The sequence below is a fragment of the Amycolatopsis sp. lyj-346 genome, from assembly GCF_046548975.1.
Lineage (GTDB): Bacteria > Actinomycetota > Actinomycetes > Mycobacteriales > Pseudonocardiaceae > Amycolatopsis.
Genome location: NZ_JAJPWT010000002.1, coordinates 1,102,218 through 1,115,608, shown reverse-complemented (window position 1 = coordinate 1,115,608; position 13,391 = coordinate 1,102,218). Strand labels below are relative to the sequence as shown.

The following is a 13,391-nucleotide window of genomic DNA, read 5'->3' as shown; positions in this document are numbered from 1 at the left end:
TGCGTTGGGCGCACCCAAGGTGGCCTTCGGTGCGTTGAGCGCACCCAATGTGGCCTTCGGTGCGTTGGACGCACCCAAGGTGGCCTTCGGTGCGTTGAGCGCACCCAATGTGGCCTTGGGGCGCTTGGGCTCGCCGCCCGCGACGGTTCGAGCTGACCCGCCCGCTCGGCGGGCTCGGCACCGGCGTGCTCGTCCTCGTCGGCGCCCCCGGGCTCGGCTGACCGGCCGGGTGGCCGCCGATCGGGCCGGGTGGCCGCCGATCGGGCCGGGTGGCCGCCCGGCCGGTCAGCCGCCGATGCGGGCGCCGACCGCGGCCAGTGCCGTGGTCACCGGCTGGAAGAACGTCACGCCGCCCGTGCGGCAGTTGCCGCTGCCGCCGGAGGTGAGGCCGATCGCGCTGCCGTCGTTGGTGAACAGCGAACCGCCGCTGTCGCCCGGTTCCGCGCAGACCGTCGTCTGGATCAGGCCGGTGACCCGGCCTTCGGGGTAGTTGACCGTCGCGTTCAGCGCGGTGACCCGGCCGCTGCGCAGCCCGGTGGTGCTGCCCATCCGGGACACCTGCCGGCCGACCTGGGCCGCCGCCGCGCGGGCGATGGTCACCGTCCGGCCGCCGCCGGTGTCGACGGCGCTGGGTGCGCTGGTCGCAGCGTTGTCGTAGGTCAGCAGGGCGAAGTCGCCGTTGCCGGGGAACGTCGACTGCTTGACCGTGGCGACCGGCCGGCCGCCCTGGGTCAGCGACCACTGACGGCCGGCGGCGGTGCAGTGGCCGGCCGTCAGGATGCCGGGCCCGCTGTCCGTCGTCACGTTGAACCCGAGGGAGCAGCGGGCGCCGCCGGCGAAGATCGCGTCGCCACCTTCGGCGAACAGGCTGAGCACCCCGGGCGTCCGCTCGACGCGGACCGCCTTGCCGCGGGTGGCCGCCAGCAGGCTGTCCCACTTGGCGCCCTGGACGGTGCTGTCGGCGGTGACCACGGTTTCGCCGGTCCGCGCGTCGACCGCCCACGCGGTCCCGGTGATGGCCTCTGCCGAGGCGGTGGTGCCGGCGGTGGCGGCGGAGTCGGCGGCATTGGCCTGCGGCAGGGCGATGGCCGCGGTGCCTGCCGCCAGGACGGCGGCGGCCGCGGCCAGGATCTTGCCGCGGCTGATCTTCCGGTGTCGGGAACGCATGGCAGTGACCTCCGTAGCCGTTGATCCACTTCCTGTAGTGGTGCACGGCTCGGCACGGCGCCCGGTTCACCCGAAGCGGGGAACCGGGCGCCGCGGCCAGCGGGCTAGGGCGTGGTCAGGTCGAACCGCTGGAGGGTGACCGCGCCGCCGAGTGCCTGGGTGGCGTGGTTGAAGACGGCGAACCGGTAACCCATGAAGAACTGCCAGGCGTTGTTCAGGGTGAACGCCGTGCCCAGCGGCGTGAAGTTCACCCCGTCGGTGCTGTAGGAGAACCGGGCCTGGCGTCCGCTGCCGGGGCGGATGTCGGCGTTGGCGCGCAGCCAGAGCCGCGTGCCGGACAGGGCGGCGCTCGCCACCTCCGTTCCGGTGCCGGTGGTGTTCCAGTTGCCGTCCATGGTCAGGCCGTTGACCATGACGATCCGGTTGCGGCCGCCGTCGCGTTTGACGCCGATGTACGCCGAGGAGTCGCGCAGCATCGCCAGGCCGGTGCGGTCGCCGTCCCGCATCGACGACAGGTCGAGCGTGGCGGTGGCCGTGGAACTGGGACCCTGGATCCGGCGGGTCAGGGTGTTGCGGGCCGAATAGAGGTCGCCGGTCACCGTGGCGGTGCTCAGCTTCAGCCCGTTGCCGACGGAGAACTTGGTCGGGTCGGGGTTGTGGTTCCACTCCCAGTGCGGTGCCAGCGCCGGCCCCGGGAAGGTGTCGGTGCCGGTCATCGGCTCGACCTGCCGGGGTGGCGGTGGCAGGTTCGGCTTCGGGTAGGTCGTGCCCCAGCGGCCGTTGACCGTCTGCAGCCGCGGCCAGCCGTCGGCCGTCCAAGTGATCGGGGCGAGCGCGGGGACGCGGCCGCCGGGGTAGGCGTCGACGAAGGCCAGGTAGTACCAGTCGCCGTTCTGCGTCTGCACCAGCCCGCCCTGGTGCGGGACGCCGCCGCCGGAGATCGGGCCCGGCAGGTCCAGCAGCACCTGCTGCACGGTGTAGGGCCCGAAGGGGTTGCTCGCCTTGAGGATGTACTGGCCGTTGGCCGGACGCGTCACGAAGATGTAGTAGCTGCCGTTGCGCTTGTAGAACCGCGATCCTTCGAGCGTGCCGATGTTCGACGGCGTCTGGAAGACCTGCTGCGAGCGGACTTCGGTCTTGCCGTCCTTGGAGAGCTGGGCGACGCTGAGGGTCGTGTTGCCGTAGGCGACGTACATGGTGTCGTCGTCGTCCACGAGCATGCCCGCGTCGTAGTAGCACTTGTCGATCGTGGTGTGCTTCGACCAGGTGCCGTCCACGGCGGTGGCGGTGTAGATGTGGGTCTTGGCGAAGTCGATGCAGCCACCCCAGTAGAAGGTGTTGTTGCTGGCGCGGTGGCTGAGGAACGACGCCCAGATGCCGCGCACGTAACCACGGCCGCCGTTGAGGTCGTACTTGGCGCCGAAGTCCAGTTTGGGCACGGAGTGGCCGGCGAATTCCCAGTTCACCAGGTCGTAGGAGCGCAGGATCGGCGCGCCGGGGGAGTAGTGCATCGTCGAGGCGGAGTAGTAGTACGCGTTGCCGACGCGGATGATGTCGATGTCGGCGAAGTCCTGCCACAGCACCGGGTTCGTGAAGGTGGCCGGCTGGTTCGGGGTGGTCGTGGTGGTCGGCGTGGTCGTGGTGGTGGGGGTGGTCGGCGTGGTCGGCGTGGTCGGGGTCGTGGGCACCACGTCCCCGGTGCACGTGGTGCCGTTGAGCCGGAACGCCGCCGGCACCGGGTTGGCCGAGGTGAACGAGCCGTTGAAGCCGAACTCCGCCTTGCCGCCGGTGGGGATGGCGACGTTGTGGGCGACGTTCTTCGCGCTGACCTGGGTCCCGGCCTGGGTGATCGCCGCGTTCCAGTGCTGGCCCACCTGCTGGCCGGAGGCGAACGACCAGTCGAGGGTCCACCCGCTGATCGCGTCACCCAGGTTGGTGATCGACACGGACGCGCCGAAGCCGCCCGGCCATTCGGAGGTCTTCGAATAGGTGACCGAGCACCCGGCCGCGGCGTACGCGGCCGGGGTCGCCACCAGGACGGCGCCGGCGAGGCCGGTCGCGGCGAGCAAAGCCGAGGCGGCTGCCCACGATCGTTGACGTGACACCACGTGCATGCCCCTTTCCGGTCGGCGAGGGAGGTCAGGCGGCGAACTGCCACCAGTTCACGTTGAAGAGGTAGCCGCTGCCGCCGGCGAACCGCAGGACCAGGTCCTGCGTGCCCGTCACGCCGCTGACCGGGCAGGACACCGAAGTCCACGTCTGCCAGCCGCCGGTGGCGGGGACCGTGCAGCGGCCCACGACCGGGCCGGTGGTGCTGCCCAGGCGTACCTCGATCGTGCCGCCCGAGCCCGCGGAGGCGACGCGGGCGGTGAACGACTTCGCGCCGGCCCCGAACGCGACGTTGCGGACCTTGACGCTGTCGCCGTTCTCGATCCACCCGATGTTCATGCCGCCTTCGGAGGCCGCTTCCGTCTCGATCCCCGAACCCCAGGCGATGGTTTCCGCTTCCTGCCGGGTGTAGGGGCCGAGCGTGTCGGCAGGCGGCGGCCCACCGCTGGTCATGGTGATGGTGGGGATGCTGCCGTCGGCGTTGTAGGCGAACTTCTCCACCGCCACCGAGCGGGTGAACCCGCCCCCGCCCGGCAGCGCGCCGTTGTGGTAGAAGAAGTACGAGCTGCCCTTGTAGTCGACGATCCCGGGGTGGTTGGTGAAACTGCTGCCCTGCGTCGGCATCACCGTGCCGCGGTAGGTCCACGGACCGGTGGGGCCGGGCGAGGTGGAGTAGGCGATGAACTCCGAGCAGCACTTGGCCGCGAACACGTTGTAGTACGTGCCGTTGCGCTTGTAGACCCAGGGTCCTTCCTCGTACATCGTCGGGCGGCTGCCGCCGTTGGGACGCGTGCCGAACCCGGCCGTGGTGAGCGGGATCTGCGTGGGGCTGCCCGAGAACGACGTCATGTCGGCGTTGAGGCGGACGTACCAGAGGTTCGGGTTGCCCCAGTACAGGTACGCCTGGCCGTTGTCGTCGATGAAGACGGTCGGATCGATCTCCCCGTTTTCGACGAGCGGGCGGCCGATGGCGTCGCGGAACGGCCCGGTGGGGCTGTCCGCGACGCCGACCCCGATGGCCATCCGGCCGGTGGCGCGGTTGACCACCGGGACGTACCAGTAGAACTTGCCGTTGCGTTCGACGGCCTGCCCGGCCCACGCGTCCTGTTTGGCCCAGCTGAACGTCGACAGGCCCATCGGCGAGCCGTGGTCGGTCCAGTTGACCATGTCCGCGGACGACCAGACCCGCCAGTCCTTCATGGTGAAGTAGGTCGAGCCGTCCTCGTCGTGCCCGGTGTAGAGGTAGACGCGGCCGTTGTGCACCAGCGGGGCCGGGTCGGCGGTGTAGACGTGCTGCACGATCGGGTTGTCGGCGTGCGCGGTGCCGGGCAGGAGCGCCGCCGCGCACAAGGCCGCGGTCATCCAGGCGAACAGGCGCCTTCGGTGGGACACGGGTACCTCCGTCGGTAGCGGGGAACGGGCCGGGTCAGCTCGCCGAGCAGGTGGCGGTGAGCCCCTCGGCACTGCCGGTGCCCTGGAAGCCGAACTCGGTCGACTGCCCGGCCGGCACGTTGCCGTTGTAGGAGACGTTGGACCAGGAGACGTTGCCGGTGGTGCCGCTGTTGCCGGCACTCCAGGAACTGGTCACGGCCGCGCCGCCGGGCAGGGGCGTCGTCACCCGCCAGCCGGTGAGCGGGGTGCCGCCCGCGGTGACCTTCACCGTGGCCACGAACCCGCCGTTCCAGGAGTTGAGCGAGACCGAAGCGGTGCAGCCGCCGGGGTTCGGCGTCGTCGGGGTGGTCGGCGTGGTCGGTGTCGTGGGGGTGGTCGGCGTCGTCGGGGTGGTGGGCGTGGTCGGGGTGGCGGCGTTCAGGGCGGCGAGGACGCTGTTGTACGCGGCCTTCTTGTTCCCGCTGCCGTCGAACAGGAGCGGGTTCTGCCCGGTGCGCCAGGAGTCGGTGTCGCGGATGCCCCAGACGGTGATACCGGTGCAGCGGGCGACGGCCAGGCAGGCGCGGGTGACGGCGGCGTAGGCGTTGGCCTGGTTGGCGCCGGAGATGTCGAGCTCGGTGATCTGGACGTCGACGCCGAGGTCGGCGAACCGCTGCAGGTTGGCCTGGTAGTCGCTGGGCGCGTTGTTGGTGAGGTGGGACTGGATGCCGACGCAGTCGATCGGGACGCCGCGGGCCTTGAAGTCGCGGACCATGTTGTAGATGCCGGTGCTCTTGGCGTTGATGCCGTCGGTGTTGTAGTCGTTGTAGCAGAGCTTCGCGCCGGGGTCGGCGGCCCGCGCGGCGCGGAAGGCGGCCTCGATCCAGTCGTTGCCGGTGCGCTGCAGGTTGGAGTCACGCCGTCCGCCGCTGTTGCCGTCGGCGAACGCCTCGTTGACGACGTCCCAGGCGTAGATCTTGCCCCGGTAGTGGGTGGCGACCTGGGTGACGTGGTTCATCATGGCCTGGCGCAGGCCGGCGCCTTCCATGCGCTGTGCCCAGCCTGGTTCCTGCTGGTACCACAGCAGCGCGTGCCCGCGCACCCGCTTGCCGTTGCTGACGGCGTGGTTGAGGATCCGGTCGCCGCTGCTGTAGTTGAACTGCCCCGGGTTGGGTTCGGTGGCGTCCCACTTCATCTCGTTCTCGGCGGTGACCATGTTGAACTCCCGGTTGAGGATGTTCACGTAGGTCGAGTCGCCGAGCTTCCCGGCCGCGACGGCGGTGCCGAAGTACCGGCCGCTCTGGGCGGCCGCCGCGCCGAGCGTCGAGGCCGCGCCGTCGGCGGAGCTGGCGAGCACCAGCGAGACTCCGAGCGTCGTCGCCAGGAACGCCGAGGCCAGTGCGGCGCGGGAGAAGGACCGCGATGTCAACTTCATGTTCACACCTTCATTCGTGGGCTGCGGGATGGCATTTCGCGCCGATTCAGCTCGGCCGGCCAGCGTATCCGCCGGTGGGATCGGTGGCCACGAAATCCGGGTAACTTACATTTCCGTCGCCGGATGAAACTTTCTGCGGCGAAATACCTCTGTTAGCGCTAACAATCGGGACCGTGGAACGGGGTGGTGCTTCGGAGCGCCGGCCGGGCGCCGCCAAGGGCGCCCGGCCGTGGTCCTTCGGATCAGTTGACGTTGGCGGAGAACGAGTTGACCGCGAGGCCGACGCCGCCACTCCACGGCTCGAACCCGGCCTGGATGCTGGTGAGGTACCAGGAACGGTCGACGCGGGTGCGGTTGTCGACGTCGTTGACGAAGTTCATCACGTTGAACGACCAGCCCGAGATGGTGGACTGGGCCACGTAGGACACCACGTCGTTGCCGCCGTTGTTGCCCTGCCACACTTCCCAGCCACGCCCGCCGATGGTGGTCGTGCCGACCCGGCTGCCGATCGGCTGGATCGGGCCGGTGCGGTTGAACCAGATCATCAGCTCCATCTGGTTGACCCCGTTGGTCTTCGGCGTCGGGTCCAGCCAGATGTCGTAGGAGGCGTTGAAAACCGAGTTGCCGACGTAGGAGTAGTTGATCGACGACGACGCGCTGCCGATCCGGCTGAGCTGCCGGGGCAGGTTCGTGCCGGGGGAGCAGTTCGTGTAGTGGCAGCCGACGTAGACCGCGGGGTAGGACAACGGCGCGCCGCCGCTGGTGGACCCCTGCTGGGTCTGGATCCGGAACCCGCTGCCCGTGACGTTGATGCACTGCTGAGCGCTGCTGCCCCACCGGTTGTTCATGACGACGTACCGGCCGCCGATGGTGGTCGAGCCGTACTGGTCACAGATCAGCGTGTCCGCGTGCGCGGCCGGCGCAACGGCGACCGGCGCCGCGAGACCGGCCGCGGCGAGCAAGGCCGCGGACAGGGCGTTCCTCAGTTTCATGGATCTCCTCCACGTCGTTGTGGCGATGGTGCCGGAGCGATTCTGGGAGCGCTCTCAGTCGAAGTCGTATTGATGAAACCACAATGGCGAGCCGGAGCAAAGGGGGTGCCCGTGATCAATTTTCCGCATTCGTTGTTCCGCCCGGAACGCAGGTGGGAACATTGCCGGTCCGGCCCCGGTTCCGATCACGCCGCCACCCGCAGCACCCACTTCTGGTTCGCTTGCCCGTGGCAGCTCCACAGGACCAGCCGGGTACCACTGGCGGTGCCCTGCCCGGTCGCGTCGAGGCACCGGCCGGACTGCACGCCGGTGATCGTCCCGTCGGCGTTGACGTTCCACTGCTGGTTGGCCTGGCCGGAGCAGGTCCAGATGATCACCGGGGTGCCGTCGGCCGTGCCCTGGCCGGACGCGTCCAGGCACTTGGTCCCGGCGGTCGCCAGCTGCCTGCCGGTCCGCGTCCACACCGGCGCACCGCAGTCCCGCAACTGCACGGGGGTGCCGTCGGCGGAATCCGCCACCTCCGCGCACCGGCCCGACTGCGCGCCGACGAGCTGCGCCGCCGCGGATTGCCCCGGTGTGCCGATGCTGCCCGGGACCGCCCGCAGCGCGGTGTACCACGCCGCGGCCATCTTGTCGTAGCCCGCGGCCGTGGGGTGGACGCCGTCGATGAGCTCGGCGGTGGTCAGCGCGGCGTGCATGTCCACCAGGTGCACGTGCTTGCCGGCGTTCCGGTTGCGCTGCACGATGCCGGGAATCGCCGCGTTGAAGGTGCGGACCGCGGATTCCCGTGCGTCACCGCTCAGCGGCGTGATCGTCGCGACGAAGACCTCGGCGTCCGGTGCCGTCGCGGTGATGTGGTCGACCAGCCCGGACAGGCGGTCCGGCGCGCGGGCGACGTCGTGGTTCTGCAGGATGTCGTTGGTGCCGATGTGCAGCAGGACCGTGTGCGGGGTGCTGGTGCGCAGCCAGCCGGCGATGTTCGCGTCGATCTGGTCGATGCGCCACCCCGGGTGTCCCTCGTGGTCGCGGTCGCCGAGGGTGGCCGGGCCGTTGGACTGCGAACCGGTGAAGTCCACCTGGTAGCCGCCCGCCGTGACCCGCTGCCAGAGCCCGATCCGGTACCCGCCGGGGACCTGCGTGCCCTCGGTGATGGAATCGCCGAGGGGCATGACCCGGACCCCGCCGTTCGACGCGGCGGTCGCGGTGCCCGGCAGGAGGGCGCCGGCGGCCAGGACCGCCGTGGCCGCGGCGAGCCACCTGAGCCGTTTTCGCATCGTGCCTCCTCGTTGATCGCCCGTCACACGCCGGCGATGGTCCACTGGTTGTTCGTGCTGCCGTTGATCCTTCAGCCCAGTGACCACTTCTGGCTGTTCGCGCCGGTGCAGGTCCACAGCCGGATCGCGGTGCCGTTCGCCGTGGCGCCGTTGGTCACGTCGAGGCACAGCCCGGACTGGACGCCGGTGATGCTGCCGTCCGCGTTGACCTGCCACCGCTGGTTGGGCTGGCCGTTGCAGTTCCAGGTGACGATCCGGGTGCCGGGGGTGGTGCCCTGGCCGGTGGCGTCCAGGCACCGGGTGCTGTCGCCGCTGTAGACGGCCAGCTCGCCGGCGGTGGTCCGGGCCCAGGCCTGGTTGGTGCCGCCGTGGCAGTCCCACAGCTGCACCTGGGCGCCGGGGGTGGTGCTGGCGCCGCTGACGTCCAGGCACTTGCCGAGCGCGCGGACCGGGCCGGCGGCCGGGCTGGTCCCGCCGGTGCCCGCGGCGGCGATGACCTGCTGGGCGCCCGACGGCCAGTTCGTGCCGCTGACCTGGACGTTCCCGCTCAGCACGTTGTTGTGCGGCGGCCCGGTGGCCACCTGGGTGGCACCCCCGTTGAGCCAGTTGCCGCTGAAGGTGTTGTCGTTGGTGTTGTTGCTGCCGTTGGCGTTGGTGAAGGCCCAGACCCCGGAGTCCTGGATCACGTTGGCCGAGACGGACACGTACCGGGAGCCTTCGTCGAGGTACAGGCCGACGGTGCGGTTGTTGTCGTAGATGTAGTTGTGGTCGATGGAGCTGCCCGGGTTGGCGGAGAGGTTGTAGATGCTGCCGCCGTCGTGCATCAGCTTCTTCGTGCCGTGCACCCGGTTGTAGCTGACGACGGTGTCCCGCAGCGTGGTCGGCGTCTGGTAGACGGGCTGGTAGTCGTACAGGCCGCGGTTGCGGTAGTCCTGGCTGCCGCCCTGGTCGTTGGCACCCCAGCCCCAGCCGACGTCGATGCCGTCGTAGGTCAGGTTCGAGACGTCGTTGTGCGTGATGACGGTGTGCGTGGCGTAGGTCGAGAGGATGCCGGCCATCTCGCGGTAGTCCAGGGCGACCCGGCTCACCGTGTTGTACGAGATGGTGACGTCCCGGTTCGTCATGGCGGGGTTGGACGGGTGGTGGGCGTCGGGGCGCACCCCGCCGACGACGACGCCACCGCCGGAGTTCTCGGTGAAGGTGTTGTGGTCCACGGTGATCGACGACGCGCCGAGGCCGACGCCCGAGGCGTTCGCGTTCGCGTCGTTGCCGATGCCGAGGGCGACCTGGCCGAGGTGGGTGAAGGTGTTGCCGCTGAAGGTGATCCCGGTGGCGGCCGAGACCTGGACGGCGGCGGGCGCCTGCGCCCAGCTGTTGCGGGCGCCCTCGAACTGGCGGCAGCCCGACTGGCAGGAGGTGAGGAAGTCGCCCGGCATCGGCGCCGCGGCCGGGAGGAACGTGCCGGTCTGCTGGTTCGCGTACCCGACCGACGTGCTGGGCGTGAGCCAGGTGGTGTGCTCGAAGTTCAGGCCCTTGAAGGTCAAGCCGCGCACCGGGTTGTCGTAGGTGCCGCCGATCTGCAGCAGCGACGTCAGGCGGGGGAGCTCGACGTCGTGGCTGCCGGGCACCCAGCCGCCGGGCGCCTTGTAGTACAGCTTCCCGGCCTGCGGGTCGAGGTACCACTGGCCGGTGTTCTTGAGGAAGGAGTAGGAGTTCTGGAGGAACAGCTGGCCGCCGCCGAACGGCTTGGCGAGGGTGTCGTAACCCCAGTTGTTGTTGTTCCACGCGGGTTGCTGCATCACGATCGACGTGCCGCTGATGCGCTCGACGGGGGAGTACCGGTCGGTGAAGGAGTTCTGGCTCTCCACCTCGATCCGGTTCTGCTGCGGCAGCGTGGCCAGGTAGTTCAGCGCCGGGTTGGTGATGGTCATCCCGCTGGTGGTGAACTGGACGTCGGAGCGGGAGATCGGGATCCCCGCGCGCGGGGCGAGCACGCCGTCGACGAACAGCTGCCGGGAGTCCGCGCCCGGCGGCACCGACGCCACCCAGATGTTCTGGCCGGCGTCCTGCACCGACCAGCCGGTGACCTGGCTGCCGCCGGAGAGGACCGGCTTCTGCCCGGGTGTGGCCTGCCAGGTGACGGTGTGGCCGTTCTGCCCGGAGTCGGCGCTGGTGAACCGCAGCGGGGCGGCCAGCCGGTAGGTGCCGCCGGCGAGCTGCACGACGACGTCGTTGCCCGCCGACTGGGCGCGGGCCAGCTGCTGGGCCTTCGCCGGGGTGGCCACCGGCTGGGCGGGCGTGCCGGGGTTCGCGTCGTTGCCGTCGGGGGCGACGGCGATGGTGACGGTCGCGGCGTGGGCGGACGGGGTGGCGAGCGCGGTCACCACGAGGGCGGTGACGAGCGCGGCGGCGATGCGCGACGGCATGGGCGGGGACCTCTCCGGAGACGGGCCGGCGGCTGGCGCGGCTAACCGTCCACTGTGTACTGATTGACGACGCCCGGCGTTCGGCCGTCCGGGTTGCGTCAGGCGGAGCGGCCTCTGTCCGGCGGCGGACCGGGCAGTATGTGTAGGACTCATTCAACGCGGAAAGGTTCGGACCGGGATCGAAAGTTTCGACACTGGTTGACGAGTTTCCGTTGCTGTCTCGGTGATCCATGAGAACAGCGCGCCTGCCCGGCGTCAAGCGAGGAGCATGCTCATTGCTCCGTCTCGCCCTGGTGAAGAGGGCCCGGGGTGTAATTTTCAAGCCGCTTCGGCCGAGATTGACCGGATGGCGGGTGAAGGAGGTAAGGTGCTGACCGGAGTTACTGAGTCATACTCATTACGTGACCCGTGACGAGGAAGTAGCACCGCCTGTCCCGTATCGCCCCGGCTACGAAGTCGTGGCGGAGCAGATCCTGCGGCTGATCGCCGAACTGGAACTGCGGCCCGGCGACCGGATGCCGACCGAGAACGAGCTGGCGGCGCGGATGGGAACCAGCCGGACCATGGTGCGGGAGGCCGTCAAGATCCTCTCGGCCATCGGCCGGGTGCGAGCGCACAAAGGACGTGGGCTGTATGTCTCCGACGACGAGGGCATGCTCGGCGGTTCCCGGTGGGGCGGCTTCTTCCAGCCCGCCGATCTCGGCCACGTCTACATGCTCTTCGAGTTCCGGCGGATCCAGGAAACGGCGGCGAGCCGGCTGGCCGCGGCCAACGCCACCCCCGCGGAACTGCGCGCGATCGAGGCCGCCGCCGAAACCTGCCGGCACGGCCACCTGACCGGGCAGTACGCGCTGTTCGACCGGGGCGACGACGACTTCCACGCCGGGGTCGCCGCCGCGTCGCACAACCAGTTCCTCGTCGCGGCCGTGCGCGAGGCCCGCCGCCTGCAACGCCAGTCGAACATCATCGGGATGTCCGGCGCGATCGGCGGGCACGCGGAGGGCGCGGTCGAGGAGCACGCCGCGATCTACCGGGCGATCCGCGACGGCGATCCGGACGCGGCGGCCCACGCCGCCGGCGTCCACCTGGACAACACCCTGGAGGACTACCGCCGGGAGATCCAGCGCCGGCTCTTCGGCCGGTGACCGCACCGCGCTAGACGTTCCACTGTGGACCTTTCTGCTCCCGGGATCCCGCACTGGCCCGGGAGGACAACGACGTCCGAGACGAAGGGAGCGTGTGATGGTGAAACAGAGATTCCTGTTCGCCTCCACCGTGATCGGAGCCGTGCTCGCCCTGTTCGCAGGCGGCACCGCGCAAGCCGTCCCTGCTGCCCCCGCCGGCGCGGACCGGCCGGCCGCCGCGGCCGCCGGCACCGCCGGCTGCGGGAAAGCACCCGGGCTGGCGAGCGGCAACCACACGATCTCCAGCGGCGGCCAGAACCGCAGTTACATCCTGCGAGTCCCGGCCAACTACGACAACAACCACCAGTACCGGCTGTTCGTCGGCCTCCACTGGCGGGGCGGCACCGCCAACGACGTCGACTCGGGCGGGACCGACGGCTACAACTGGTCCTACTACGGGCTCCGCCGGTTGGCCGACAGCTCGGGCAACAACACGATTTTCGTGGCGCCCCAGGGCAACGGCAACGGCTGGGCCAACCCCGGTGGCCAGGACGTCACCTTCATCGACGACCTGCTGCGGCAGGTCGAGGCCGCGCTCTGCGTCGACACTTCGCAGGTCTTCGCCGGTGGCTTCAGCTACGGCGGCGGGATGAGCTTCGCTCTGGCCTGCGCCCGGCCCACCGTGTTCCGCGCGGTCGCCATCTACTCCGGCGCGAACCTCAGCGGCTGCAGCGGCGGCAACCAGCCCGTCGCCTACATCGGGATGCACGGCCTCGGCGACAACGTCCTGCCCATCTCGTCCGGGCGTTCGCTGCGCGACCAGTTCGTCCGGAACAACGGCTGCACCCCGCAGAACCCGCCGGAGCCCGCCGCCGGCAGCCGGACCCACATCGTCACCGCCTACTCCGGCTGCCGGGCCGGCTACCCGGTCGTCTGGGCCGCCTTCGACGGCGGGCACGACCCGGGCCCGCGGGACGGTGGCGGCAGCGGCTGGCAGACCTGGACCTCGGGCGAGGTCTGGAAGTTCATCACGCAGTTCGGCCCCAACACGCCCACGGCGCCGGTCCAGATCGGCGTGAACTACCGGCTGACGGTCCAGCACAGCGGCAAGCTCGTCGAGATCGCCGGCTCGTCCACCGCGGCCGGCGCGCTCATCCAGCAGTGGTCGGCCACCGGCGGGCTGAACCAGCAGTTCGACTTCGTCGACTCCGGTGACGGCTACTACCGGGTCCGGGCCCGCCACAGCGGCCTGGTGCTCCAGGCGGCGAACGCCAACAGCGGCGCGGACATCAGCCAGCAGGCCGACACCAACGCCACCGCGCAGCAGTGGCGGGTCGTCGACCAGGGCAGCGGCGCGGTGAGCCTGGTCAACCGGTTGAGCGGCCTGGCCATGGACGTCTGGGGAGTTTCGACCGCCGACGGCGCGCGGATCTCCCAGTGGACGTTCACCGGGAACGCCAACCAGCGGTTCCAGCTCCAGCGTGCCTGAGCCC

At 70.2% G+C, this 13,391-nt stretch carries 9 protein-coding genes; 2 read left to right on the top strand and 7 right to left on the bottom strand.

What is annotated here, in order from left to right:
* Positions 1 to 285: 285 nt before the first annotated feature.
* From ACLJQE_RS11490 to ACLJQE_RS11460, 7 genes are all read right to left on the bottom strand, one after another.
* Positions 286 to 1,167, bottom strand: coding sequence for a S1 family peptidase (locus ACLJQE_RS11490; protein WP_410639133.1), 882 nt, complete (start codon positions 1,165 to 1,167; stop codon positions 286 to 288).
* 104 nt (positions 1,168 to 1,271) lie between these two features.
* A complete protein-coding gene (locus ACLJQE_RS11485; RefSeq protein ID WP_410639132.1) occupies positions 1,272 to 3,281 on the bottom strand; it encodes a family 43 glycosylhydrolase in 2,010 nt (669 codons plus the stop codon).
* Between the two features lie 25 nt (positions 3,282 to 3,306).
* Complete coding sequence (locus ACLJQE_RS11480; protein WP_410639183.1) at positions 3,307 to 4,638, bottom strand: glycoside hydrolase family 43 protein; 1,332 nt, start codon at positions 4,636 to 4,638, stop codon at positions 3,307 to 3,309.
* Between the two features lie 64 nt (positions 4,639 to 4,702).
* A complete protein-coding gene (locus ACLJQE_RS11475; protein ID WP_410639131.1) occupies positions 4,703 to 6,082 on the bottom strand; it encodes an endo-1,4-beta-xylanase in 1,380 nt (459 codons plus the stop codon).
* Between the two features lie 242 nt (positions 6,083 to 6,324).
* Positions 6,325 to 7,074 (bottom strand): GH12 family glycosyl hydrolase domain-containing protein, encoded by a 750-nt coding sequence (locus ACLJQE_RS11470; RefSeq protein ID WP_410639130.1) that lies wholly within the window; start codon positions 7,072 to 7,074, stop codon positions 6,325 to 6,327.
* Positions 7,075 to 7,259: 185 nt separating this feature from the next.
* Positions 7,260 to 8,348: a ricin-type beta-trefoil lectin domain protein gene (locus ACLJQE_RS11465; RefSeq protein ID WP_410639129.1), complete on the bottom strand. Its 1,089-nt coding sequence runs from the start codon at positions 8,346 to 8,348 to the stop codon at positions 7,260 to 7,262.
* A gap of 71 nt (positions 8,349 to 8,419) precedes the next feature.
* Positions 8,420 to 10,774, bottom strand: coding sequence for an RICIN domain-containing protein (locus ACLJQE_RS11460; RefSeq protein ID WP_410639128.1), 2,355 nt, complete (start codon positions 10,772 to 10,774; stop codon positions 8,420 to 8,422).
* Between the two features lie 401 nt (positions 10,775 to 11,175).
* Between ACLJQE_RS11460 and ACLJQE_RS11455 the strand changes: the two genes are divergently transcribed.
* Positions 11,176 to 11,919 (top strand): FadR/GntR family transcriptional regulator, encoded by a 744-nt coding sequence (locus ACLJQE_RS11455; protein ID WP_410639127.1) that lies wholly within the window; start codon positions 11,176 to 11,178, stop codon positions 11,917 to 11,919.
* A 97-nt stretch (positions 11,920 to 12,016) separates the two neighbouring features.
* The gene (locus tag ACLJQE_RS11450; RefSeq protein WP_410639126.1) at positions 12,017 to 13,387 is read left to right on the top strand and encodes an RICIN domain-containing protein; all 1,371 of its coding nucleotides are present in this window, start codon (positions 12,017 to 12,019) and stop codon (positions 13,385 to 13,387) included.
* Positions 13,388 to 13,391: the final 4 nt, after the last annotated feature.